This window comes from Cellulomonas sp. NPDC055163 (genome assembly GCF_053607065.1).
Genome location: NZ_JBSGSU010000003.1, coordinates 309997 through 333437, shown reverse-complemented (window position 1 = coordinate 333437; position 23441 = coordinate 309997). Strand labels below are relative to the sequence as shown.

General features: G+C 75.8%; 23 protein-coding genes. 13 read left to right on the top strand and 10 right to left on the bottom strand.

Annotation, left to right across the window (positions count from 1 at the left end; translation table 11 throughout):
* The first annotated feature begins 19 nt into the window (after positions 1-19).
* A complete protein-coding gene (locus ACWFNE_RS07730; protein WP_452121848.1) occupies positions 20-1339 on the top strand; it encodes a threonine/serine ThrE exporter family protein in 1320 nt (439 codons plus the stop codon).
* A gap of 32 nt (positions 1340-1371) precedes the next feature.
* Here ACWFNE_RS07730 and ACWFNE_RS07725 read toward each other — a convergent pair whose 3' ends face one another.
* The 5 genes from ACWFNE_RS07725 to ACWFNE_RS07705 all read right to left on the bottom strand — a co-directional run bounded on the left by ACWFNE_RS07725 (position 1372) and on the right by ACWFNE_RS07705 (position 4156).
* Complete coding sequence (locus ACWFNE_RS07725) at positions 1372-2178, bottom strand: MBL fold metallo-hydrolase (RefSeq protein WP_452121847.1); 807 nt, start codon at positions 2176-2178, stop codon at positions 1372-1374.
* Positions 2179-2183: 5 nt separating this feature from the next.
* The gene (locus ACWFNE_RS07720) at positions 2184-2426 is read right to left on the bottom strand and encodes a hypothetical protein (RefSeq protein WP_452121846.1); all 243 of its coding nucleotides are present in this window, start codon (positions 2424-2426) and stop codon (positions 2184-2186) included.
* A gap of 360 nt (positions 2427-2786) precedes the next feature.
* The gene (locus ACWFNE_RS07715) at positions 2787-3212 is read right to left on the bottom strand and encodes an SHOCT domain-containing protein (protein WP_452121845.1); all 426 of its coding nucleotides are present in this window, start codon (positions 3210-3212) and stop codon (positions 2787-2789) included.
* A 132-nt stretch (positions 3213-3344) separates the two neighbouring features.
* Positions 3345-3623, bottom strand: a complete 279-nt coding sequence (locus ACWFNE_RS07710) for an SHOCT domain-containing protein (RefSeq protein ID WP_452121844.1) — start codon at positions 3621-3623, stop codon at positions 3345-3347.
* Positions 3624-3709: 86 nt separating this feature from the next.
* On the bottom strand, positions 3710-4156 hold the full coding sequence (locus ACWFNE_RS07705; RefSeq protein ID WP_452121843.1) for a DUF6325 family protein: 447 nt from the start codon (positions 4154-4156) through the stop codon (positions 3710-3712).
* 270 nt (positions 4157-4426) lie between these two features.
* Between ACWFNE_RS07705 and ACWFNE_RS07700 the strand changes: the two genes are divergently transcribed.
* Positions 4427-4861: a DUF7144 family membrane protein gene (locus tag ACWFNE_RS07700; RefSeq protein ID WP_452121842.1), complete on the top strand. Its 435-nt coding sequence runs from the start codon at positions 4427-4429 to the stop codon at positions 4859-4861.
* Positions 4862-4983: 122 nt separating this feature from the next.
* On the opposite strand, the gene ACWFNE_RS07695 is transcribed toward ACWFNE_RS07700, so the two are convergent.
* Positions 4984-6840, bottom strand: coding sequence for a glycoside hydrolase family 15 protein (locus tag ACWFNE_RS07695; RefSeq protein ID WP_452121841.1), 1857 nt, complete (start codon positions 6838-6840; stop codon positions 4984-4986).
* A 136-nt stretch (positions 6841-6976) separates the two neighbouring features.
* On the opposite strand from ACWFNE_RS07695, the gene ACWFNE_RS07690 reads away from it, so the two are divergent.
* The 6 genes from ACWFNE_RS07690 (at position 6977) to ACWFNE_RS07665 (ending at position 11961) form a co-directional block, all read left to right on the top strand.
* Positions 6977-7162, top strand: coding sequence for a hypothetical protein (locus ACWFNE_RS07690; RefSeq protein ID WP_452121840.1), 186 nt, complete (start codon positions 6977-6979; stop codon positions 7160-7162).
* Positions 7159-7668, top strand: coding sequence for a DUF1269 domain-containing protein (locus ACWFNE_RS07685; protein ID WP_452121839.1), 510 nt, complete (start codon positions 7159-7161; stop codon positions 7666-7668). The genes ACWFNE_RS07690 and ACWFNE_RS07685 overlap by 4 nt, the downstream gene beginning before the upstream one ends.
* A gap of 286 nt (positions 7669-7954) precedes the next feature.
* Entirely contained in the window at positions 7955-8218 is a 264-nt protein-coding gene (locus tag ACWFNE_RS07680) for a hypothetical protein (protein ID WP_452121838.1), read from the top strand.
* Entirely contained in the window at positions 8215-8469 is a 255-nt protein-coding gene (locus ACWFNE_RS07675) for a hypothetical protein (RefSeq protein ID WP_452121837.1), read from the top strand. Before ACWFNE_RS07680 ends, ACWFNE_RS07675 begins: the two co-directional genes overlap by 4 nt.
* On the top strand, positions 8466-9023 hold the full coding sequence (locus tag ACWFNE_RS07670) for a potassium channel family protein (RefSeq protein WP_452121836.1): 558 nt from the start codon (positions 8466-8468) through the stop codon (positions 9021-9023). Before ACWFNE_RS07675 ends, ACWFNE_RS07670 begins: the two co-directional genes overlap by 4 nt.
* 298 nt (positions 9024-9321) lie before the next feature.
* Entirely contained in the window at positions 9322-11961 is a 2640-nt protein-coding gene (locus tag ACWFNE_RS07665; RefSeq protein WP_452121835.1) for a LuxR C-terminal-related transcriptional regulator, read from the top strand.
* A gap of 75 nt (positions 11962-12036) precedes the next feature.
* Here ACWFNE_RS07665 and ACWFNE_RS07660 read toward each other — a convergent pair whose 3' ends face one another.
* Entirely contained in the window at positions 12037-13467 is a 1431-nt protein-coding gene (locus ACWFNE_RS07660) for an ATP-binding protein (protein WP_452121834.1), read from the bottom strand.
* Positions 13468-13520: 53 nt separating this feature from the next.
* Between ACWFNE_RS07660 and ACWFNE_RS07655 the strand changes: the two genes are divergently transcribed.
* From ACWFNE_RS07655 to ACWFNE_RS07640, 4 genes are all read left to right on the top strand, one after another.
* Positions 13521-14015 carry a hypothetical protein gene (locus tag ACWFNE_RS07655; RefSeq protein ID WP_452121833.1) on the top strand — a complete coding sequence of 165 codons (495 nt, stop codon included), beginning with the start codon at positions 13521-13523 and terminating at the stop codon, positions 14013-14015.
* Positions 14016-14340: 325 nt separating this feature from the next.
* Complete coding sequence (locus tag ACWFNE_RS07650; protein ID WP_452121832.1) at positions 14341-14670, top strand: PLDc N-terminal domain-containing protein; 330 nt, start codon at positions 14341-14343, stop codon at positions 14668-14670.
* A gap of 153 nt (positions 14671-14823) precedes the next feature.
* Positions 14824-15321, top strand: a complete 498-nt coding sequence (locus tag ACWFNE_RS07645) for a DUF1269 domain-containing protein (protein ID WP_452121831.1) — start codon at positions 14824-14826, stop codon at positions 15319-15321.
* Positions 15322-15324: 3 nt separating this feature from the next.
* Positions 15325-15756 (top strand): hypothetical protein, encoded by a 432-nt coding sequence (locus tag ACWFNE_RS07640; protein ID WP_452121830.1) that lies wholly within the window; start codon positions 15325-15327, stop codon positions 15754-15756.
* Here ACWFNE_RS07640 and ACWFNE_RS07635 read toward each other — a convergent pair.
* Together ACWFNE_RS07635 and ACWFNE_RS07630 are read right to left on the bottom strand one after the other, a co-directional pair.
* The gene (locus ACWFNE_RS07635; protein ID WP_452121829.1) at positions 15753-17045 is read right to left on the bottom strand and encodes an AI-2E family transporter; all 1293 of its coding nucleotides are present in this window, start codon (positions 17043-17045) and stop codon (positions 15753-15755) included. The two genes, ACWFNE_RS07640 and ACWFNE_RS07635, sit on opposite strands and share 4 nt — an antisense overlap.
* Before the next feature lie 120 nt (positions 17046-17165).
* Positions 17166-19757: a LuxR C-terminal-related transcriptional regulator gene (locus ACWFNE_RS07630; protein WP_452121828.1), complete on the bottom strand. Its 2592-nt coding sequence runs from the start codon at positions 19755-19757 to the stop codon at positions 17166-17168.
* Between the two features lie 302 nt (positions 19758-20059).
* Between ACWFNE_RS07630 and ACWFNE_RS07625 the strand changes: the two genes are divergently transcribed.
* On the top strand, positions 20060-22678 hold the full coding sequence (locus tag ACWFNE_RS07625) for a LuxR C-terminal-related transcriptional regulator (protein WP_452121827.1): 2619 nt from the start codon (positions 20060-20062) through the stop codon (positions 22676-22678).
* A 24-nt stretch (positions 22679-22702) separates the two neighbouring features.
* Here ACWFNE_RS07625 and ACWFNE_RS07620 read toward each other — a convergent pair whose 3' ends face one another.
* Positions 22703-23206, bottom strand: a complete 504-nt coding sequence (locus ACWFNE_RS07620; protein ID WP_452121826.1) for a DUF1269 domain-containing protein — start codon at positions 23204-23206, stop codon at positions 22703-22705.
* Positions 23207-23441: the final 235 nt, after the last annotated feature.

Here is a 23441-nt window from a genome sequence, read left to right as displayed (position 1 = left end):
CGCCGGTCATCCTGGGCTCGTGGTGGACCGGGGACGGCGTCGGCTGGCCCGGGCGGGCGCGGCCGTCGCCCGGCGCCTGTCCCCTCCCCCGGGCGAGCGCCCCCAGGTGGCGGAGCAGCCGCCCGAGGAGGTCCTCGGCCTCCTGCGGCGCCTCGGGGCGGCGATGCAGCAGGCCGGGGACGCCGCCGACCGGGTGGCGCTGATCCTCGACGACGTCGCAGGCACCTACGCCGCGTCCAGGGTCAGCTTCTTCGTGCTGCCGACCGGGGTGTTCGTGCGGATCGAGGCCGGCGACTCGACCCGGGTCGACTTCGCGCCCATCCCCCGCGCGGCGCTGCGCCTGGACCAGGTAGACGCGCTCTACCGGCTCGTGGACGACATCCGGCACGCGAAGCTCACGGCGTCCGAGGCCGGCACCCGGCTGGACCGCGTGCTCACGGCGCCCGCGCTTTTCCCGGCGTGGTTGCGCGTCGCCGGGACCGGCGTCATGACGCTCGGCCTCGGGCTCCTGCTCAACCCGACCGCGTCGGCGCTGCCCGCCTACGTCGTGCTCGGGGCGCTGCTCGGGGTGCTCAACCTCTGGGCGGAGCGCTCCCCGGGGATCGCGGTGGTGCTGCCGATGCTCGCCGCGGCCGTGGTGTCGTGGCTCGCGTTCACCCTCGCGGAGCCCGTGCTGGGCGCCGCTCCGCTCGACATCGTGATCCCGTCGCTCGTCACGCTGCTGCCCGGTGCTGCGCTGACGCTCGCGACGATCGAGCTCGCGTCCGGGTCGATCATGTCCGGGTCGTCGCGGCTCGTGTACGGGCTGGAGCGCCTGCTGCTCCTCACGTTCGGGATCGCGCTCGGCGTCGAGATCGCCGGGCTCCCGGGGGCCCCCGCCGGGGCCGTGCCGCTCGGCGTCTGGGCCCCGTGGGTCGGGGTCCTGGTCTTCGGGCTCGGCGTCTTCCTCGCGTTCTCCGTGCCGCCGCGCACGCTGCCCTGGCTCCTGGTCGTCCTGTCGGTGGCCTACGCCGTGCAGGCAGGCGCCGGGCTCCTGCTCGGTTCGCTCGGCGCCAGCTTCGCCGCCGGCGTGGTGGTGCTGCCCGTCGCCTACGCGATCCAGCAGCGGCCGAGCGGCCCTCCCGTCCCGCTGACGTTCCTGCCGGCGTTCTGGCTGCTCGTCCCCGGCGCGCTCGGCCTGCAAGGGGTCGCCGAGATCGTCGGCGCCGACGCCGCGACCGGGCTGGGCGACTTCCTCAACGCGCTCCTGACCATCGTGGCGATCGCGGCCGGCGTCCTCGTCGGCAGCGGGTTGTCCGAGCGCCTCGGCCGCGCGACCGGAGGGTGGCGCGGGCTCTGACGGCGGGCGCGGGCGTCGCCGCGCCCGGGACCTCACGCGAGGTCGACGGGCTCCCCGGGGCGCAGCACCAGCCCCTCGACCCGGCTGGCCGCCCCGCCGCCCGGACGGTCCGGGTCCGCCCTCCGTTCGCCGAGCGCGCGCAGGAACCAGGCGCCCGGCAGGGTCAGGCGCGTCCCCATGACGCGCGACATGCCGTGCACGTGGAGCGTGCCCCAGTGCACCGGGATCGCGACACGTGCGCCCACGGCACGCGCGGCCGCGGCAGCCTGGGCCGGGTCGAGGTGCCCGGGCCCGAGCCGCGGGCCCCACCCCCACACCGGCACGACAGCGACGTCGACGACACCGCGCACGCCGAGCGACGGGATCGCCGACATCCCCGCGAACAGCCCGGTGTCGCCCGCCAGCCACACCGAGGTGTGCGAGCTCTCGACGAGGTGCCCGACGGCGACGGCCGTCGGGCCCCACGGCTCGCGCCGCCCTCCGTGCTCCGCCGGGACCGACGTGACCGCGAGCCCGGCCACCGCGCGCGTCCGGCCGACGGGCAGCTCCTCGACGTGCCGGACACCCCGCCGGGTCAGCCACGCACCGGCGCCGGCGGGGGCGAGCACCACCCCGGCACGGAGGCGGCGCAGCGTCGGCAGGTCGCAGTGGTCGTGGTGCAGGTGCGAGAGCAGGACCGCCTCGGGGGCGGGCTCCGCCCCGGCGCCGCGGACGGCGTCGTGCGCGTGCGGCGCCGTCCGCAGCGCACCGGCCCGGCGGCGCAGCAGCGGGTCGACGAGGACGCGGACCCCGTCGGCCTCGAGCGAGACCGTCGAGTGGCCCAGCCACGTCAGGCGCACGGCTCTCAGCCCGCCGGGGTCGGGGCGCCGTCGCGCCGTGCGCGCGGCCGCGGGACCGGGCGGGCCGCCGCCACGTCGACCGCGGCCACGAGCACGGCGGCGAGCAGCGGCTCCGGGAGGGTGAGCCGCAGACGCGCGGGGAACGCCGCCGCCAGGAGCAGGGCGACCGCGGTCGAGCCGAGCGACCCCGGCGCGGGCACGACGTCCGGCGCCCGGACCCCGCGGCGGCCCCCGGTGCGCTGCTGCACGTGCGCCACCTCCTGCTCGGACGGGGCACCGACGCGTCAGCGCCGCCGGGGCACCGTCCCGCCCGCCGGACGGGCGTCGGACGACACGGACGAGGCCCCGCGCGGGGCTGGCGGCCGGTACCCCGGAGGGAGGGCGGCCGGTCCCGGGGGGCGGCGGCGGCCGCGTGGCGGGTCCCCGCGGGGCGGGCGTCGGGTGCTGCACCCGGCGGACGCGTGGCGGGTCCCCGCGGGGCGGGCGTCGGGTGCTGCGCCCGGCCGGACGCACGCGGTCGCGGCCGCCCGAACGGGGGCGACCGCGACCGGCGCCGCGCGACGAGCGCGGACGTCACCGGGACCGGGGACCGGCGGTGTCCGGGTGCGTCACGACAGGACGGGTGCGACCCCGGCGCCGGCGAGCGCCGACGCCTTCATCGACTCGAACTCCGCGGGGGTGATCGCGCCGGAGTCGAGGAGCGACTTGGCTTGCGCGACCTGCTCGACCGGCGTCGCGGACCGCGTCCCGGGCGAGGTCGCCGCGACGTCACGGATGTACGCCTCCTGGCTCGCGCGTGCCGCCTTCGCCTGCTGCATCGACCGCTCGGCCATGTGCCTGCCGTTGGCGATCACGTAGATCAGCAGGGTGAGGAACGGGATGAAGATCAGCGCCAGCGTCCACAGCGCCTTGACGAAGCCACCGGTGTCCTCGTCGCGGAAGATGTCCACGATCACGTGGAACAGGATCATGAGGTAGGCGATGAACAGGTACGAGATGAAGATGAACCACAGGACGTCCCAGAACGACTCCATGATGCTTCCTTCCACGTGCTCGACGGGCGCCCCTCGGGGCTCGGGCCCCGGTACCGGTCCTGGCACCGGTGCCGGCGGTTCTGCGCGGTCGTCCGGGTGCGCGGCAGCGCACGTCCCCCCGGGTGGGGCCCGTCACTGCCCGAGGATGCGGCTCTTCTGCACCTCGAACTCCGCGTCGCTGAGGACGCCCTGCTCCTTGAGCTGGCCGAGGTCCTTCAGCTGGGCGAGCTTGGTGTCCATGTCCACCGGCGCCGGGGCGGTCGGGGCCTGCTGGACGTAGACCGGCTGGGCGTACACGGGTTCCGCGGGCGCGGGCGCCTGCTGAGGAGCTGCCTGCTCCTGATCGGCCCAACGACCTGCCTGGCGCCGGGACACCCGGTTCGACACGGCGGTGGCGGTCCCGGCGACCACCGCGGTTCGCGCAACTCCTCGAAGCAGTCCCATCGCGGACTCCCCTTCTGGCTAGGTGAGGTGGTGAGGTCTTCCGGACGGTCGGCTCACGCGCCCGGGTCACCGGCTTCCGCGTCGGCCAGGAGGGCCTGGACGGGGATGCGACCGTGGGCGACGAGCTGCCCACCGCCGTGCCGCAGCGCTGCGGCGAACGGCGCCGCCCACCGGTTCTCGTACACGAGGATGCCGCCCGAGCTCCCTGCCTCGAGCACCGCGCCGGCCTCCTCGATCTCGTCCGGGCCGACCAGGCCGGAGGAGACCCCCTCGAACACGGCGAGGTCGAGCTCGCCGTCGGCGTCGAGGTCCGCGACCACGACGCCCGAGACGGACCCGTCGAGCTCCTTCTTCACGAAGACGAAGTCGAGGATCCGGATGATCCCCCGGTCGACGAGGTCCACGAGGAGAGGGAGCCCCTCACCGGTCATCCGACTCCCGGGGAACTCGACCACCATGTAGTCGATGGGCCCTACGTCCTGCAGGTCCTCGATCGTCACGTCGACCACCTCGTCGCACTCGTCCGGATCTGGCACACCCACACTCGGGCGCGGTGCGCGGGGCGGCATCATCCGATTCGGATGAACCCGGGGCCGGGCGGTGCGACCGGCGGCGTGGGTCCCCCAGCCGGGATGCGGCGCGCGGCCGGTGACCGCTCCTCGCTGTGTCGGGCGCCCGATCTCATCCGCGGCGCGCGAGGACACGCCCCGCCCCCGGAGCCGACGATCCGTAGAGCTGCACACCCGAGCAGCGACGGAGAGGACCCGGTGATGAGCGAGCAGACGAGACCACGCTACGGAGATGTCGACGACCGCGCGCCGAGCGGCTTCGCCGTCGGGGGGACGGCCTTCGCGGCCGTCCTCATGATCATGTCCGGGAGCTTCCACGCGATCCAGGGCTTCGTGGCCCTCTTCCAGGACGACTTCTACGTCGCGACCCGCGAGTACGTCCTGCAGCTCGACACCACCACGTGGGGGTGGATCCACCTGCTGCTCGGGCTCCTCGTGCTGTGCGCGGGGTTCGCGGTCCTGTCGGCCAAGGTGTGGGCCCGGGCGGTCGGGGTGGTCCTGGCCGTCGTGAGCGCCCTGGCCAACTTCGCGTTCATCCCCTACTACCCGTTCTGGACGCTGACGATCATCGCCCTCGACGTCTTCATCATCTGGGCGCTCACCGCGCACGGGCGCGACGTCACCGAGCTGGGCTGACGCGCCGGTCGGACCCTGACGGACCGGCCACCGGACCCCCGGCGGCCGGTCCGTCGTCCGTGTGCGGCCGCGTCGGTGCGCGGTCGGGGCCCGGGTCGGGCGGCCCGGGTCGGCTGACCCGGTCAGTGCGGGTCCCGGGCGCGACGGCGGTGGACGCCGTCGAGCGTCGCGTCCAGCGTGATCGCCGCGTCGATCAGGGCCAGGTGCGTGAACGCCTGCGGGAAGTTGCCGAGCTGCTCCCCCGTGAGCCCGATCTCCTCGGAGTACAGGCCGACGTGGTTGGCGTACGTCAGCATCTTCTCGAAGACCATGCGCGCCTCGTCGGGCATGCCCGCACGTGCGAGGGCGTCGACGTAGTTGAACGTGCACAGGGAGAACGTGCCCTCGTCGCCGGCCAGGCCGTCGGGCGACGCGGCCGGGTCGTAGCGGTAGACGAGGCTGTCGGTGACGAGCTCGCCGTCCATCGCCCGGAGCGTCGAGCGCCACGCCGGGTCGCGCGGGTCGATGAACCCGACCGTCGCCATCCGCAGCAGCGAGGAGTCGAGGACCTCGGTGTCGTAGTGCTGCACGAACGCGCCCCGGCGCGCGCTCCAGCCACGGTCCCAGACCTGGTCGTAGATCGCGTCGCGCCCTGCCGTCCACCGGGACAGGTCCGCGGGGCGTCCGTGGTCCACGGCGAGCCGGATCCCGCGGTCCAGCGCCGCCCAGCTCATGACGCGGCCGTAGGTGAAGTCCTGGCGACCGCCGCGGGTCTCCCAGATGCCCTCGTCCGGCTGGTCCCAGTTGTCGCAGAGCCAGTCGAGCAGGTTGCGGAGCGCGACCCAGCCGCGGTGCCCCATCGGCAGCCCGTGCTGGTCGGCGAAGTACACGCTGCACAGCGCCTCGCCGTAGATGTCCATCTGCAGCTGGTCCATCGCGGCGTTGCCGATCCGCACCGGGCTCGACCCGCGGTAACCCTCCCAGTGGGTGAGCGACTCCTCCGTCAGGTCCGACGACCCGTCGACGCGGTACATGATGTTGAGCGGGCCGCCCTTCCCCCCGACCTTCTCCTCGATGCGGTCCCGCAGCCAGGCACCGAACTCGGCGGCCTCCTCGACGAACCCCAGGCCGAGCAGCGAGTAGATCGAGAAGGACGCGTCCCGCACCCACGTGTACCGGTAGTCCCAGTTCCGCTCGCCGCCCACCTGCTCGGGGAGCCCGGCGGTCGGCGAGGCGATGAGGGCCCCCGACGGCGCGTACGTCATGAGCTTGAGGGCGATGGCCGAGCGCTGGAGCTCCTCGCGCCACCGGCCGGTGTACGTCGACCCGGCGAGCCAGCGTCGCCAGAAGTCTGCGGTGCCGTCGAGCAGGGTCCGCAGCTCCGGTGCGCGCATCTCCCGCGGGGGGCCGTCGGCCGACGACTCGAGCACGAGCCCCATGCGCTCCCCCGCGCGCAGCTCGTACACCGCACGGACGTCGCCGTCCTCGTCGAGCTCGAGCCGCTCGCGCGTGTGGTCGTCGTCGGTCCAGGCGGTGTGCAGCGTGAGGGTCAGGTCGGCGCTCTCGAAGACGGCACCGTGCTCGGTGAGGTGCGCCTTGTGCGGCTGGCGCCCGTAGTCGAACCGCGGCGCGACGTGCGCCTCGAAGCGGACCCGCCCGCGCACGCAGCGCATGATCCGCACGAGGCTGTGCCGGGAGGTCACCGTCCGGCCGGTGGGCGGCATGAAGTCGATGACCTCGCCGACGCCGGCCTCGGTGAGGAAGCGCGTGATGAGCACCGCGGTGTCCGGGAGGTAGAGCTGCTTGACCACGTGGTCCGCGCCGGGTGGGCGGATCCGGAAGTGCCCGCCGCGCTCGGCGTCGAGCAGCGCGCCGAACACGCTCGGCGAGTCGAACCTCGGGCAGCAGAACCAGTCGACCGTGCCGTCCGTGGAGACGAGCGCCGCCGTCTGCAGGTCCCCGACGAGCCCGTGGTCCGCGATCAGGGGGTACGTGGGCATGGACCGCTCCTCGCTCGTGGCAGCACACGGACGCACCGCGTGGTCCTCACCCTCGCGGACGGTCCGGCTCGCCACGTCGTCCGAGAGGGATGAGGCGCCCCGCGCGACGTGCGGCGCACAGTCGAGCGTCCGCGAAGTGACCACCCCACACACGGGAGCACAGATGTCGAAGAAGTCGAGACTCGTGGCCGAGCCGGTCGGGACACCGGCCGAGCGCGCGCCGGCCCGTCGCAGCCGGGCGAAGACCCTGGGCGTCGTGACGGGGGTCGCGGGCGCGATCGGGGCGGCCGCCGTCGTCAAGCGGCGCCGGAGCGCCTCATGAGCGCCACCACCATCCAGGTGTTCATGGCCGCGTTCTCCGACGAGACCGAGGCGGACTCCGCCCTGGCCGACGTGCGTGCCATGGACAGCGCGGGATCCATCAAGCTCATCGACGCGGCCGTCCTCGTGCGCGACACCGAGGGCAAGGTCTCCTTCCACGAGGTCGGGGACCCGGGAACCGGGACCTGGGCGAAGCGCGGCGCGGTCGCGGGCGCACTCGCAGGTCTGCTCTTCCCGCCGAGCCTGCTCGCCGGGGCCCTCGTCGGGGCGGCGGGCGGAGGCGTCTGGGGGAAGATCCGGGACAAGGGGTTCAGCGACAAGGACCTCGAGCAGATGGGCGAGAGCCTGCTGCCGGGGACGTCGGCGATCCTCGCGATCGCGGAGGACAAGGTCGTCGACCACCTCGTGCAGGGGCTCGAGGGCTATCGCTCGATCGCCCGCCACGGTCTCAACGCCGACGCCGCGGCGCTCATCGTCGCGGAGGTCGAGGAGAAGGCCCCTCGGTGACCTCGGGCCCGGGACCGACCTCGGGCCCGAGAACCGGACGGCGCCGCCCACCGCGCGTGGGCGGCGCCGTCCGTGCGTGCGGCGCCGTCCGTGCGTGCGGCGCCCGTCCGCGCGAGCGGCGCCCGTCTGTCCGTGGGGGCCCCGTCCCTACGTGCGGCGCGCGTGCGGCGCCGACCGTGTGCGCGCCGGCAGGACCCCGCGCAGGCGCCTGCGCCGCCTCCCGTCCCCGGCTCCTCACCCCGCCGGGATGACGCCGCAGGGCCCCGCGGTGGCGCACCGTCGGTGGATGGTCGGCGCGACGTACGAGCTGTGGGTGGCCGGCACGGTCTCGCCCGAGGACCTGCGCGACCTCGGCGCCGTCACGGTCGCGACGGAGCGGGCCAGCGTCGTGCTCTACGGCGACCTCGCGGACGAGGCAGCGCTGTTTGGTCTCCTCGCGCGGGTGCGCACGCTGGGCCTGGAGCTGCTCGAGCTGCGCAGGCTGCCCGCCCTCAGCCCTCTCGGCGACCCGCCGGAGCCCGACGCGGACGAGCCGGGGCCGGCGCCGTGAGCGAGGACCCGCTCCCGACTCCGCGTGCGCGCTACGAGCTGCGGGTGCTGGGTGACCCCGGCCCTGCCGTCGGCGCCTGGCTCGGGTGCTCGGCGCAGGCGGCCGCCCCGCTCACGACGGTGCTCTCGGTGCGCCTCGCGCCGGGGCTCGGTCCCGACGACCTCGCGTCGATGGTCGCCGCGCGCGGGCTCGTGCTGCTCCGTGCGCGGTGCCTCCCCGCGTCCGCAGCGCCCGGACCGGCCTCGCGATGACGTCACCCCCGCTCACCGAGGCCCAGCGCGCGCTGGCGCGCCAGGTGGCGGCCTTCCTGCGGCGCTCGAGCCTGACGATCGTGCTGCTCACGGCCTGCTACTACCTCCTCCCGGGCGACGGGCCCCTCCACGATCCCGTGACCGGCGCCCGCTGGGCCGGCTCCGCCGTCGCGCTCGCCGGGTTCGTGTTCCTGGTGCGCCGCAGCCTGCGCGAGGCCCGGGCCGACCGCTCGGTCGTCGTGCGCGCCGAGGCCGTGCTCACCGTGCTCTACGTGCTGGTCCTGGTCTTCGCGATCGCGTACAACACCATCGCCCTGCGCTCGCCCGAGCAGTTCCACGGCCTCGACGACCAGACCGACGCGCTCTACTTCACGGTGACGGTCATCGCCACCGTGGGCTTCGGCGACATCACCGCGGTGGGGACCGGGGCGCGCCTCGCCGTCACCGCGCAGATGCTCGTCAACCTCGTCTACGTCGGGACGGCGCTGCGCGTGCTCACGAGCCTGCGCACCGCGCAGAGCCCGGAGATCGGGCCGGCCCCGAGGGACACCTGATCGCCGGCCCCGCCGTGCGGCGGCCCGGCGTACGCAGATCGGTGGACGGCGATCGGTGGACGGAGGTCGGCGCACGCCGTCGAGCCGACGCCGCCCGTGACCGGGCGCGGGAGGACCAGCACCACGTCCTCACCCGCAACAGGTGAGGACCCCGCGTCGGGAGCGCGTTAGACCCGGAGGCGAACCAGACAGCGGAGGGTGCGTGGTCGCGGACCAGGGCGCCCACCGTGGAGAGCGACGCGCTGAGGGCCGCCCGGCACACCGACGGTCGGCTGCCGACCACGTCCGAGGGGCCGCCATGTCGACCGAGCAGGAACCACCCGACACCCGGCACGCAGCACCATCGGCGCGCGTCGACGACCGTTCCCCGCGCTCCGCCGTGCCGCTGCCGCCCGCGCACCACGTCCCCCGCGAGCGCCTGCTCGCGCTCGTGAGCAGGGGCGCGGGCGGGCCGCTGACGCTCGTGAGCGCCTCGGCGGGCACGGGCAAGACGACGCTGGTGTCGTCGTGGGTCGGTCGGGGCGGGGCACCCGGGCCCGTCGCGTGGCTCACGCTGGACGAGACCGACCGGCGGCCGACCCACTTCTGGGCGTCGGTCGTCGAGGGCCTCGTCGCCGCCGGCCTCGACCCGGGGCCCGGCGTGCCGGCCGCGCCCGTCGGCGACCTCCGCCGCGCGGTGCTCGACCCGGTGGCACGCAGCCTCGCTCGTCGCGAGGAACCGCTCGTGCTCGTCCTGGACGGGGGCGACGCGCTGAGCGAGCGTGAGCTGGGCGAGGCGATGGGCGACCTCCTGCGCGACGCGCGCGGCCGGCTGCGGCTGGTGCTGCTGACGCGCACGGACCCGTTCCTCCCGCTGCACCGGTACCGGGTCGACGGCCACGTGCGCGAGATCCGCGGGACCGACCTCGCGTTCGACGCGGCCGAGCTGGCCGAGCTCGTCCGTGGCTACGGTCTCTCCCTGTCGGACGCCGGCACCGCGATGCTGCTCGAGCGCACCGGCGGCCGGCCCATCGCGGTCGCGTTCGCCGCGATGGTGCTCGCGGGACGCCCCGACGCGGAGCGGGCGGTCCGGGAGCTGCGCGGCGACGGCGGGGAGCTCGCCGCGTCCTTCGTGCGCGAGGTGCTGCAGACCCAGCCCGCCGACCTGCGCGAGGTGCTGCTGCGCACGAGCGTCGTCGACGAGCTGCGTCCGGGCCTCGTCGAGGCGCTCACCGGCCTGCCGGCCCGCGGCCGCGTGCTGGAGTTCATGGCGCACGGCAACGGGTTCGTGCAGCCGCTGCCCGGGTCGCCGGGCAGCTTCCGGTACCAGGCGCTGTTCCGGGAGTTCCTACGGGCCCAGCTCGCCTACGAGCGCCCCGACCTGCTGCCCGGGCTGCACCGGCGGGCCGCAGACTGGTACGCGGAGCACGGCCGACCGCTCGAGGCCCGCCGCCACGCCGCCGCGGCCGAGGCGGGTGCGCAGCCCCACCCCGTCGCGCCTGCCACCGCGCCGGGCCGGACGCCGACCGGGCCGACCGGGCCCGTGCAGCGCGAGGACGAGGCCGCCGACGGGCCGACGGTCTCGCAGCGGCTCGCCGTCGTCGTCCTCGACGCGCACCGCGCCTACCTGAGGTCCGACCAGCCCGCCGGGCTCGCCGCGCTCGCGCTCGCGGACCCTCTCTGCCGCCGGCTCGACCCGCACACGCTGGCCGCGCACCCCGAGATCCCGGCGCTCCTCGCCCTGTGCCGGGGTCGGCTGCTCCTGCTGGGCGGCGACGCGGCCTCGGCGCGCGACGAGCTGGTGCTCGCCGAGCGGTCCGCTCAGGCACCGGGCTGCGAGGAGCTGCTGGCCGCCGCGCTGCGGGCGCGGGCGGTCCTCGAGTCCGCGGCCGGGCGGCTGCGGACCGGCGCCGACCTCCTGCTGCGCGCGGACACCGTGGCGGGCGGGGTGCACGACGGGCTCGCACCCGGCTCCGCGGCCGCGACGGTGCTCCGGGCGTGGGCCGGCTCCGACTCGCTGGACACGGAGGCGGCGCGCCGACTCGGACGTGGTGCCGCCGAGGCGCACGCCCGCCACGACGAGGTCACGGCCTCGCTGCTCGCTCTCGTGCGCGCGCGCCTGCTCACCTCGGTCGGCACCGCGGAGCGTCCGGGCACCTCGCCCGGCGACCACCTGCCGGGCTGGCTCGAGCTGTGGCTCGAGGCCGCGAGCGCACCGGCCAGGACCGTGGCCCACCCGGTCGCCGGGCGCCCCGCACCGGCCGACGGCGGCCCGCTCACGCCGGTGGCGCCGGCGGCACCGCACCGTTCCCGCGATGTCGTCGTCGTCACCCCGCACCGCGGGGGGACCGGCCCACGGGACGCGGCGGTCGGGCTCGACCCGGCCGCGACGGCGGTGCTCGACCGGCAGGTCACCACCTGGCTCGCGGAGTCGGCGCGCGCCGCCGAGCAGGGCGACCTCGCCACCGCCACCGCGGCGCTCGAGCGCTCGCTCCGGCTCGCGGCACCGGAGCGGCTCCGCCGGCCGTTCCGCCTGGCCCCGCCGGCCGTCCAGCGGCTCCTCCGCGAGCTCGAGGACGTGACGGCCCGCTACCCGTGGCTGCACGGACCGGCTCCGGTGGCGCCGGCCCACGCAGCGCGCCCCACCGTGCCGACGGTCCGCCGGCACGGTGCCCGCGCGACGTCCGCCACGCTCTGGGAGCCGCTGACGCACCGGGAGACGGAGGTCCTCGGCCTGCTGGCCGACCTCCTCACCACCGAGGAGATCGCTGCGTCGATGTACGTGTCCGTCAACACCGTGCGCACGCACGTGCGGAGCATCCTGCGCAAGCTCGAGGTCTCGCGCCGCAACGAGGCGGTGCGGCGGGCCTGGGAGCTGGGGGTGCTGCCGGCCGGCGGCGACACCCCGGCCCCCCGCGAGCACGCGGAGCCGGCGGTCGCCGCGCCGCGCGTCGGCTGAGCGGGACCCGGCTCACGGCTCGCGGGACCGGGTCCACCGGGCCCCGGCGCGCCCGGACGCACCGTGGTGGTGCCCTCACCCGTGGTGGGTCAGCCCCCGGACGGGGACGGGGACGTCGCTCCCGCCCTCGAACGTCTGGCGCGGCCCGACCCGCACGAGCGTCGGCGCCGGCACGAACGCGCCGGCCAGGAGCATCTCGCCCTGGTGGTAGTGCGGGGACGCGGCGAGCATCGCCGGCGGCACGAAGCCGAACGCCGTCGCGAGCTCGGCGAGGTCCGCGCGCGAGTTCATGCGCATCAGGGCCAGGTTGTCGCACTGCGAGAGCACCTGGGGATGGATCTTCGACGGCCGCTGGGTCGAGAGCAGGAGCCACAGGCCGTACTTGCGCCCCTCTGCGGCGATCTGGACGATGCGCGCGGTCACGCGCTCCTGGATCGCGCTCGTGGGCTCGGCGGCGCACAGGTTGTGCGCCTCGTCGATCACGACGAGCGTCGGGACCCGCTCCGTGCGGTGCGTCCAGAGGTGCTCCAGCACGTCGAGGCTCACGGCGAGCGGCTCGAGCGGGTCGCTGAAGCCGCTGAGGTCGAGCACCGTCGCACGGGGGTGGCTCCCGATCACCTCGGCCGCGGAGGGCTGGTCGCGGGCCCACACCTGCCAGTCCTGCATGCCGAGGTTCTCGATGCGCTGGCCGAGCGCACGCTCGTCGGCGTCACCCTCGCGGAGCGTGGCCGCGAGCTCGCCGACGGTGCCGGTCCCCGCCGTGCCCACCGCCGCGACCATGTGCAGGAACCGGTTGTACTCCCCGCGGTCCGCCACGGGGTCGAGCCGCAGCACGGCGGCCTGGGCCCGCGCAGGCATCGTCGCGAACCGCATCCGCAGCGGCTCGCCGCCCGTGCCCTCCGCACGCAGCACGCGCACGGCGCCGTCGCCCAGCCGCGCCGACGCCTCCGTCGAGGCGTCCGGGCGGAGCTCACCGAGCCGCACGAAGTCCGCGTTCGGGTCGAGGACGACCATGCGCAGGTCCGTCGCAAGGAGGAGCTGCTCCAGCAGCACGCCGAGCGCGTACGTCTTGCCCGAGCCGCTCTGCCCGCACAGGAACGTGTGCCGGTTGAACCCCCCGGCCCGCAGCCGCGCGACCGCCTCGGCGTCGCCGCCCCGCCAGACCCCGACGGGGAGCGTCGCGCCGACCGAGCGCTGGAGGTCCTCGAGCACCGCGACCGGTGCGGCGTCCACGGTCGCGACGGGGAACGGCGCCACGTCCCCGCGGACGGGACGTCCGTCCGCGCCGAGCGCGGCCAGGACCACCCCCTCGCCGTGGGTGGTCGCCGAGCGCTCGCGGCCCGGCGCGGCGGCACTCGTGACCTGGCCGAGCAGCGTGACCCCGGTACCGCGCAGCACCACCACGTCGCCCGCCCGGAACGGGACGGCGCGCCGGGCCTCGTAGGTGAAGGTCCGCCCGTCGAGCGACATCGCCTCCGCCGCCCGGGCGTCCTGGATCGCGGTCATGTGCGTCCCTCCGTGCCTGTCAGCGCCGACGAGCGGCGCGGTACGTTGCGCTGGTGAACCTGGCCGAGTCGCCCCTCGAGCACCGCGCGCACCATCTCGCCGGGGCGATCTACGGGACGATCCTGGCGACCACCGTGGTCGCGGCCGCCGGTGCCCACCCCCAGTCGCTGGGCCGCACGACGGTGCTCGTGATCGGCACGTCCCTGGTGTTCTGGCTCGCGCACGTGTACTCGGTCGAGCTCGCCGCCCGCGTCGTCGCCGGCCGCCCGCTGGCCCGCGAGGAGGTGCTCCGCGTCGCCCGGGCGGAGTGGCCGATGCTCCAGTCGAGCTGGCCGATCGTGCTCGCGCTCGTGCTGGGGCTGGTCGGCGTGCTCGACCCGACCCGGGCGGTCGACGTGGCGATGGCCCTCGGGATCGGGGCGCTGTTCACCTACGGCCTCATCGTCGGGCGCCAGGAGGGCGCGAGCCGGCCGCGGATCCTGCTGAACGGGCTCGCGACGGGGGCGTTCGGGCTGGCGGTCCTGGCGCTCAAGGTCGCGGTCCACTGACGCACGGGGCGGCGGTCGCGTCATGCGGGCCCCTCCCAGCGCTCGTGGTCGTGGTGGACCGCACCGTCCTGCCCCGGTGGTCCACGCCCGGTGCGCACCCCGGTCTCCCGGTGCGGACGGCGGCGCTGCCAGCGTCGCCGACCGTGCGGCCGGCCGCGTCACCCCAGCAGGATGACCCGACGAGCGGCGGCGCCCGCGGCCCGGGGGCAGGCCCGCCCCGCGGCGAACTCACCCGGACCGCGTGAGGTGACGAGCACCCGCGGGCGCGAGCGTGGGAGGCACCGCCGGTCCGGCGGTGCCGCAGCCGACGAGCGGGAGGCCGCACGTGAGCTTCTGGGACCTCTTCTGGTTGCTGGTGTGCAGCTACCTGGTGCTCGCGTACCTCCTCCTGCTGTACCGGGTCCTCGCCGACCTCGTCACCGACCGGGACGTGAGCGGGTGGGGCAAGGCGCTGTGGGTCGTGGCGCTCGTGGTGGCCCCGATCCTCTCGGCGCTCGTCTACCTGGTCGCGCGAGGGCGGGGCATGGCCGACCGGTCGACCGCGGCGTGGCGAGCGACGCACGGTCCGCGCACGACCCCGGGGCAGGCCGTCACCCCGGGGGCCGCCGCACGTGCGGCGACGGGGAGCACCCCGAGCCTCTGGGGCACGGGCTGAGCTCGCAGGACCCGCTCGGGTGCCGTCCGCTCGCGACGCCCCGGGCCGCCCGGCACCCGCGGCCGTGAACTCGTACGTCCCGGGTGAAGGACGTCCCGGCGCCTGCGACCAGGCTGGTCGCGTCCAGACCCGAACCCGACCCTGGGAGTCACGATGGCCACCTTGAGCGTGTGGAAGTTCAGCAACGCGGAGGACGCGTCGCGCGCGCAGCAGCTGCTGCTGTCGCTGCAGAAGCAGGAGCTCATCCAGGTGCACGACTCCGCGACCGTGTCGTGGGAGGAGGGCGCCAAGAAGCCGAAGACCCGGCAGGGGACGAGCCCCGCCGGCCTCGGCGCGCTCAACGGCACCTTCTGGGGGATGCTCTTCGGCCTCTTGTTCTTCGTCCCGCTGCTGGGTGCCGCGATCGGCGCGGCCGCCGGTGCCCTCGCCGGTTCGCTGACGGACATCGGGATCAACGACGACTTCATCAGGTCGGTCCGCGACCAGGTCGTCCCCGGGACGTCGGCGATCTTCGTGCTCACCTCGGCGACCGTGTCCGACAAGGTCGTCGACGCGTTCCGCAGCGAGAACCTGCAGCCGGAGCTCATCACGACGAACCTCTCGGCCGAGGAGGAGAAGCGCCTCCAGCACGCCTTCGCCGCGGAGGACTGACCGGTGAGGAGACTGCCCGGCACCGTGGCCGTCCTCGCGTGCGGCGTGGCCCTCGGGCTCGCCGGGTGCAGCAGCCCGACCCCGGAGCAGAACGTCGAGGAGGCGTGCGCGGCGAGCGACGAGCTCGACGTGGCGCTCGCGGACCTGCGGGCGTCGCTCACCCCGGACTCGACGGTCGACTCGATCCGGGACGCGCAGGCGGCCGTCGACGCCGCGGCCGACGAGCTGCGGCAGCAGACGATCGACATCGCCGAGGACCGTGCCGACGCCGTCGAGGAGGCGCGGATCGAGCTCGGCGAGACGATCGACGGCATCGACAGCGACTCGTCGGTGAGCGAGGCGGTCGAGTCGCTGCGCACGGGTGCCGACGAGGTGCGCGAGGCCCTGTCCTCACTGGTCGACGAGCTCGACTGCCCGACGGCGACGAGCTCCTAGCCCGCCTCCGCACGCGTCACGACCGCCGCCGCACGCCGAGCCCTCCACCGGGAGACGATCCCCCCGGTGGAGGGCTCCGGCTGTGCGGCCCCCTCCGGTGACGCCGAGGCACCGGCAGCGGCGGCAGCCGCAGCGGCTGCCGCACGGACCTCCCGTTCGACCGCGGGATCCGTGAGCATCGCCGACTCGATGAGGGCGTGCCGCCGGCCGTACGTGGTCACGATCGCCTGGATCGTCGCCGCCGCGGGCAGCGCGAGGAACGCGCCGAGCGCGCCGAACACCGCCCCGAAGGCCAGCACCGCGAGGAAGGACACGGCGGGGTCGAGCTGCATCGTCGAGGCGGCGATGCGCGGGGAGAACACGAGGTTCTCGAGCTGCTGGTAGCAGATCACGAAGACCAGCACCGCGACCGCGGTGCCGACGCTCTCGACGAGCGCGACGGCGATCGGCACGGCCCCGCCGATGTACGTGCCGATCGTGGGCACGAACTGCGACACCACGCCCGTGAACAGTGCCAGCGGGAGCGCGTACGGCACCTCGACGAGCGTGAGGAAGACGCCCGTGAAGGCCGTGCACAGGCCGGCGAGGACGATGCGCGAGTTGATGAAGTCGGAGACCTTGCTCTGCGCGATGCCCCAGAGCTCGAGCACCTGGGCCTGGCGCCGGGGGGTCAGCGTCCGGCAGATCGCGGCACGCAGCCGCGGGCCGGCAGCCGTCATGTAGTACGTCACGAGCAGCACCGAGCTGCCCGTCACGAGCGCGCCCACGACGGAGCCGCCGAGGCTGACGACGGCCGCGGCGACGTCGTCGCCCCACCGCTGCAGCGCGCCGGCGAGGAGCTCGTCGGCCTCCGGGATCGCGACGCCGAGCTGGACGTCCGCCGCCACGCGGACGGCCTCGTAGACCGCCGGGATGCTGGTGACGAGCGCGACGAGCTGCTCCACGAAGAGGTCACCGAACACCCATGCGACGGCGACGACGCCGACGAGGGAGAGCGACCCGACCACCCCGGTCGCCGGTCCCCGGCGCACCCCCCGCCGCACCAGTCCGGCGACGAGCGGGTCGAGCACGAGGGACAGGAACCACGAGATGGCGACGATCGTGAAGACCGTGCCCATCGAGGTGGCGGCGCGCCACAGGAGGATGCCCGTCCACGCGGCGACGACGGCACCGACGAGCAGCGGGACGAGCCAGCGGGGGACGCGCGGCGCCGCAGCGGCGAGCGGCACGACGGGGGCCCGGCTCGGCACGGGCTCCCGCGGGGGTGGTGCGGCACGGCGGCTGGACATGGGGGCACCTCGTCCTCTGCTCCGGCTCCGAGGGTCGCCCGCCGGAGCCCGCGCCAGATCCGCCGTTCCGGGTGAGCCTGTGGGGAGGGCCGCCGGGCTCCGGGGCCGCGTCCGGGCTGCTCAGAGCAGGAACTGGCTCCGTGCCGCAGCGAGCGCCTCGCTGCGGGTGCGGGCGCCGAGCTTCTTGTAGAGGTTCGTCACGTGCGTCTTGACCGTGTTGGTGGTCACGAAGAGGGTCGCGCTGATGTCCTCGTAGGTGGCACCGCGCGCGAGGTGCAGCAGCACGTCCCGCTCGCGCGAGGTCAGCAGGGGCGTCGCCACGAGCGCCGTCGCGGAGCGCGTCTCCTGCGCCGTCGGCGACAGGAACGACACCCGGCTGCTCAGCGGTCCGGCGCTCGCGAGCCCGTCGGCGAGGTGCTGCACCCACACGGAGGCGCCGCCCGCCGTGGCACGGGCCAGCAGGAGGGGGACGGGGGTCGCGTGGCCGAGCCAGCCGACGAACGCGAGCGCACTCCCCCGGTGCTCGGCACGCCGCAGCGCGCCGTCCAGCAGGGCGTCCGCGTCGGCCGGCGAGCCGAGGGCGTCGACGACCTGTGCCCAGGCCACGAGCGCGAGCGTCACGGTGTCCGGCTGGCCGCGGTCGGCGCCCCTCGCCGCCGCCTCGAGGAACCTCGTCGCCGCACCCAGCTCGCCGCGGCACGCGGCGAGGAACCCCCGGGTCAGCGCCTCGTCACCCGGCGCGTCCAGCCGGTGCAGCGCGTCCGCGGTCTCCCGGAGCCGGTCGGCGTCGTCGCTGACCACGGCGAGCAGCGCGCGCTCCACCTCGAGCACGATCTCGAGGTGACGCGGCAGCGCGAGGCCGGCGGGCGTGTCGAGGACGACCTGGGCCTCGACGGCCCGTCCGCGCAGCGCGAGCGACCGCGCCCCGGCGACGCGCGCCCAGAACCCCCCCGCGAGCCCGGACGACAGGGGCGCCGTCACCTCGGTCGGCGCCGCAGGGTCGACGAAGATCCACGGTTCGGCGTGCATCCGACCGAGCAGCGCCGTCACCGCCGCGGCACCTCCGGCGGACGGGCCCGTGGTGACCTCCGACAACCGGCGCACGAGCCCCGCGGACCCGGGCTCCCGCCCCCGCAGGTACTCGGTCAGCGCGAGCAGGCCCGTCGCCACGTGCTCCAGGGCGCCCGCTCCCTCGCTGCGCGCCGCGAGGATCGCGCTGCTGAGGCTGCTCTCCGCGTCGCGCAGGTCGCCGAGCCACGTCTGGGCGCTGCCGATCAGCGCGAGCAGCAGCGCCCGGTGGCCCGCGTGGAGCGAGCCGGCCCGGGTCTGCGCGAGCGCGACCGCCGTGCGCGTGGCCGGTCCGAGGGGCTCGAGGCCCAGCTGCGCCCGCAGCAGCCCCGCGATCGCGGACCCGGCCTGAGCGCGGAGATCCCCTGCGTCGGGCTCGCGCAGCGGCTCGAGCCACTGGCCGACGCCGACCGCGTCGTCGGCGAACCACCGCTCGACGGCCACCGCGAGGCTCGCCGCCGGCTCCGCACGCAGGGCGGTGCTCGTGGACCTCGCGAGGGCCGCGATGCGGTCGTGCTGCCCGCGCAGCACCATGAGCAGCCCGTGCTCGCCGACGAACTCGCTCGCGCGGCCGCCGACCGAGGCGAGATCGAGCGCCCGGCCGAGGTTGCCCCTCGCGAGCTCCACGTCGCTCGAGCGCGCGATCGTGGCCTGCGCACGCTGCACGTCCACACCACCGGTGACGAAGCGGCGCCGCACGACGTCCAGGAGCATGGGGTGCACGCGGAACCTCGCGCCGCCCTCGGCCTCGGTCCCGACGTCCCGCTGCACGAGCAGGCCCGTCTCCTCCATGGCCTCGAGCACGTCGAGCGCGCGCGGCTCGTTCGCGTCCAGGCACGCGTCGGCCGCCGTGACGCTGGGCTCGTGGCAGATGCTGAGCAGGACGTGCCGCTCGCGCGGGGAGAGCGAGGCGAACACCTCGCGCGCCATCAGGTCGCTCACCAGCGGTCCCTGCGTCGGCGGCCTGAGCGACGACGTCGCCCGCAGACCGGCGGCCCGCGCGGCCCGGGCCGCGAGCACGACGACCGCGCACCACCCCTGGGCCTGGTCCAGGATCTGGCGGACGACGCTGTCGGGCGCGTCCGGGGCGTGCAGCCGGACGAGTGCGGCGGCCTCCTCGTCGTCGAGCCGCACCACGTCCCCGCGCAGGTCCGTGAGGATGCCGAGCATCGCGGGCACGAGGCGTCGCAGCGGGACGTCCCAGCGGGAGAGCAGGACGAGGCGCATCCGCTGCGGGCTGTGGTCCAGGGCGTCGTCGATCAGCGCGACGCACGAGGACTCGAGCCGCTCCGCGTTGTCCACGACGACGACGCCGACCCCGTCCCTCGAGGCCCCCGCCCCGGCGGCCGCCTCCGCGGACCGGTCGAGCGCCGCTGCGAGCTCGGCGCTGGTCAGCGGACCTGCGGCGTCGAGCCACGTGGGCGGTGCGCCGCGGCCGTCGCGCCACCCGCGTGACCGGTCCTGCAGCCAGCCCGCGACTCCCATGGTCTTGCCGGAGCCGGCCGGTGCCGTGACGGTCGTGACGGCACCGCGCACCCCGTCGTCGAGGCACTCCCACAGGCGGGTGCGGGCGAGGAAGGTGCGGGGCAGGGTCGGGAGCCGGTCGGTGCCGGGGAGGCTCCGGGTGCCCGCCTCGGCGGTCACCGGGACGCCCCGGGCCCGGGCGCGCGGGCGGGGCGGGCGCAGGGCGGCACCACCGCCCGAAGGCGCATCGGCGCGGGCGTCGACGTGCGCGTTCGCGCGGAACTAACCTGCTGGAAGGAGGGCATCGGACGTCCTCTGGCCGTAGACGTGCACCTCTGCCTCAGGCGCTCGGTATGGGTGATGTGCCGTTCACGCTAGGACGGGCGCCGGGTGTCGGCCTCACCCGAACGGGTGAGTTCCAGATGAGGACGGATCCTCGGGAGACAGGGGCCGGTGGTCCCGGGCGGACGGGGGCGGGAGCGATGCGGACGGGCTCGGGCACGGGGCGCGCACGGACGTCCGGGACGGCGGACCTCGCCGGTCCGGGTCGACGAGGGCCCACCGCGCGCCCGCGCCTCGAGCGCCTGCTCGACGCGTGGGTGACCGTGCCCGTGGTCCACCTGGAGGGACCTGCGGGCTCCGGCAAGTCGGCGCTGGTCTCCCGCTGGACGCGGGACGCGCTCGAGCGAGGGCTGATCCGCGGCGCGCACCTCGTCGGGTCGGCCGGGGCGGGCGGTGTGCCGCCTGCGGCGCGGGGGCCGGGTCACGGTGCGTCCGCGGAGGGCCCGGTGGTCTACGTGATCGACCACCCCGCGCCCGGCGGGGAGGGCCACGCGCGCGAGCTCGTCGATCGCGCGTGCCGGGACCCGGACCGGGTGCACGTGGTCGTCATGTCCCGCGGGCCGTCGACCGCGCTCCTGGGCACCGGTCTGACCCCCGACCGGGTGCGGGTCCTCACCGCGGCAGAGCTCGCCCTCACCGCTCCCGAGGCGACGGCGATCGCGCACGAGCGCGCCCCGCGGGCGACCACCCGCGACGTCCGCACGCTGCTCGGCGTCACGCGGGGGTGGATCGGGCTGTTCGTGGGCGCCGTCCGGGAGCTCGAGACGCTCGGCGACGCGACGGCGGGCGACCTCGCCGAGGTCCTGGCGAGACGCCCGGTGGCGGCCCATCTCCTCGCGGAGACCGTGGCGTCGTTGCCGGGCGAGCGCAGGGACAGCGTGCTCGCGCTCTCCGCGGCGCGCTCCTTCGACGCGGCCGACGCTGCCGTGCTCACGGGCCTGCCCGAGCCGGACCTCGCCGGCCTCCTCGGCGCAGGGCTGGTGACGTCAGCCGTCGGCGCCGACCGGGTGCTCCGCTGGCGCGTCCACCCCGTCCTGCAGCGGCACCTCGACGACCTGGCGCAGCCGGGTTCGCCCGAGGGCGCCCTGGTCGCCGGCGCGCACGCACGCGCCTCGCGTCACTGCGCGCAGCTGGGCCGGCCCGTCCCCGCCGTCGACCACGCTCTCGCCTCCCACGACGTCGAGGTGATCACCCGCACGGTCGTGGAGCTCGGGCCGGCGGTGATCGCGCTCGGCCACGGCGACCGCCTGGCACCGTCGAGGCTGCACCTGCCCGAGGCGACGCGTGTGGCGAACCCGTCCCTGCTCGCGGTCGAGGCCCTCCGCCTCCGCGCCGCGGGAGACGTCGAGGGCGCGCTGCTGGTCGGGCAGCAGGCCGTCGAGCGGTCGCCGTCGCGCCCCCGGGGCGACGGGTCGGGCAGCGCCGGCCGGCTGCACGCCGACCTCGCGCTGCTCGACCTGTGGGCGGCCCGTCACGGCTGGGTGGACCCGACCTCAGCCGTGCTCACGGCCACGCGCCTGCTCGACAGCACCTCGTTCGAGACGCACCCCGAGCTCTCCCTCGCCCGGCGCGCGTGGCTCGACGTGGAGCTCGGGGCCGTGCTGCTGTGGACCGACGCGGTCGGCGAGGCGGCGCTGCACCTCGAGCGTGCGGTGTCCCTCGTCGCCGGCACCGGCTACGTGCACATCCGCGCGTCGGCACTGGCCTCACGGGCTCTCGCGGAGCTCATCGACGGAGCGTTGCAGGCCGCCGCCTCGACCGCCGAGGAGTGCCTCGCGCTCACCGCCCCGGCGGGCTCCCACCCGCTCTCCGTGGCCCGTGCCGACGTCACCGCCGCCTGGGTGGCGTTCGAGCGGCTCGAGCCCGACCTCGCCCGGCAGCACCTCGACGCGGCGGAGCGGCGCGACGCCGACGACCGGGACCCGCTCGTGCAGGTCCTGGGTCGGCTGCTCCGCGCGAGGCTCTGGGCGCAGGAGGGCGCGTTCGACGAGGCGTGGCGCGTGCTGGCCGGTCGCTCGGTGCTGCGGCGGGACCTGCCGCCCTTCCTCGGGCGGTTCGTGCACGTGGTGGCGGCCGAGGTCCACGTGGCGCAGCAGAACGTGACTGGCGTGCGCGTCGAGGTTCAGGCGCTCCGTGACCTCGGCCACGACGAGGACGCCGACCTCTTCGACGGGGTCGTCGCGATGTTCACCGGCGACGTGGCCCGTGCGCGGCGGACGTTCGAGGCGCTCACCGCACAGCCCACGCTCCATGCGGTCACCGGGACCGCGGCCGCGGCGTGCCTCGTGCTGATCGCCACGAGCACCCGGTCCGACGACGTCGAGCGCCCGCTGCGGGACCTGCTCAGCCGGGTGTGGTCCACCGGCGCCGTGCACCGCCTGATGATCGCCGCCGGAGCCGGCCCGGCGTTCACGGAGGCGCTCCGGCGGGAGGCCGACGACCCGCACGGGCACCCGTACGCGCAGCGCGCGCTCGCCGCCCTGCGGCAGGCCGGCGACGCGCCCGAGGTCGCGCACGCCGAGGCCGCGCACCCCGGGTCTGCGGAGCCGGCCATCGCGCAGCTGACGGGTCGCGAGCTCGCGGTCCTCCACGGGCTCGCGGACGGCCTGTCCTACACCGAGGTCGCGCACACGCTGTTCATCACGCCCAACACCGTGAAGACCCACGTGAGCTCGCTGTACCGCAAGCTCGGTGTCGAGCGCTCCGCCCAGGCACTCCGGGTCGCCCGGCAGCTCGGGGTGCTCCCGCGCGGCGAGTGAGCCGCCGGCGCGCGAGGAGCGCCGTCAGCCGCCGAACACCTCCCACAGCGCCGCCTGCTGCGCGTCGTCGAACCCGGCGACCAGGGCGAGGTGGTGGTCGTGCGCGGCCCCGAGCGCGAGCAGCGAGACCGTGTCCGGCTGCGTCCACACCACGACGAGCGCGGACGTCCCCGGGACGAGCTGGTCCCGGAGCCGGTTGACGAAGGTGTCGCCGATGCCGAGGTCGGCGAGCAGGTCGGAGTCCGTCCCGGTCGTGCGGCCCAGCGCGGCACCGATGAGCGGGAGGTAGAAGACGGTCCCGAAGAGCAGGCCCCAGAACGCCGGGCCGACGTGCGGGCTCCCCGGCGTGGTCAGCGGGCGGAAGCTCGGGCTGGGCGCACGGGACGTCCACCACGCCACGGCGAGCCCGCCCGTGCTCGGTGCCGACGCGCCGGCGGGCGAGGCACGGTCCCCCGGGCGCACGACCCGGGCCGCGGCACGCGACGCCTCGCCCACGTCGTCGTACTGCAGCGCCACGAGACTGACCACAGGGCCCTCCCCTCGCACCGGCTCCAGCGGGCGGTCGACCTCCCTCTCGAAGGGTGCAGCACCGCTCCCGCGCGACGATCACCCGCCGCGGATGAGCAGCCCCGGCTCCTCGGCGCCTTCACCCGACCCGGGTGACACGCTCCCGACCGCACGGATCTACGGTCGATGCCGATGCCGCGTGAGGACGACGCGGCGCCGGCGGGGCCCGATCGGGCGACGGACCGCGGGCCGGACG

Bases quoted from the DNA above. Each gene is read 5' to 3' on its own strand.
- ACWFNE_RS07680 (WP_452121838.1), top strand. From the start codon at position 7,955: ATGGTCGGCGCGACGTACGAGCTGTGGGTGGCCGGCACGGTCTCGCCC.
- ACWFNE_RS07660 (WP_452121834.1), bottom strand. From the start codon at position 13,467: ATGACCGCGATCCAGGACGCCCGGGCGGCGGAGGCGATGTCGCTCGAC.
- ACWFNE_RS07685 (WP_452121839.1), top strand. From the start codon at position 7,159: ATGAGCGCCACCACCATCCAGGTGTTCATGGCCGCGTTCTCCGACGAG.
- ACWFNE_RS07715 (WP_452121845.1), bottom strand. From the start codon at position 3,212: ATGGAGTCGTTCTGGGACGTCCTGTGGTTCATCTTCATCTCGTACCTG.
- ACWFNE_RS07695 (WP_452121841.1), bottom strand. From the start codon at position 6,840: ATGCCCACGTACCCCCTGATCGCGGACCACGGGCTCGTCGGGGACCTG.
- ACWFNE_RS07670 (WP_452121836.1), top strand. From the start codon at position 8,466: ATGACGTCACCCCCGCTCACCGAGGCCCAGCGCGCGCTGGCGCGCCAG.
- ACWFNE_RS07625 (WP_452121827.1), top strand. From the start codon at position 20,060: ATGCGGACGGGCTCGGGCACGGGGCGCGCACGGACGTCCGGGACGGCG.
- ACWFNE_RS07665 (WP_452121835.1), top strand. From the start codon at position 9,322: ATGTCGACCGAGCAGGAACCACCCGACACCCGGCACGCAGCACCATCG.
- ACWFNE_RS07645 (WP_452121831.1), top strand. From the start codon at position 14,824: ATGGCCACCTTGAGCGTGTGGAAGTTCAGCAACGCGGAGGACGCGTCG.
- ACWFNE_RS07635 (WP_452121829.1), bottom strand. From the start codon at position 17,045: ATGTCCAGCCGCCGTGCCGCACCACCCCCGCGGGAGCCCGTGCCGAGC.
- ACWFNE_RS07700 (WP_452121842.1), top strand. From the start codon at position 4,427: ATGAGCGAGCAGACGAGACCACGCTACGGAGATGTCGACGACCGCGCG.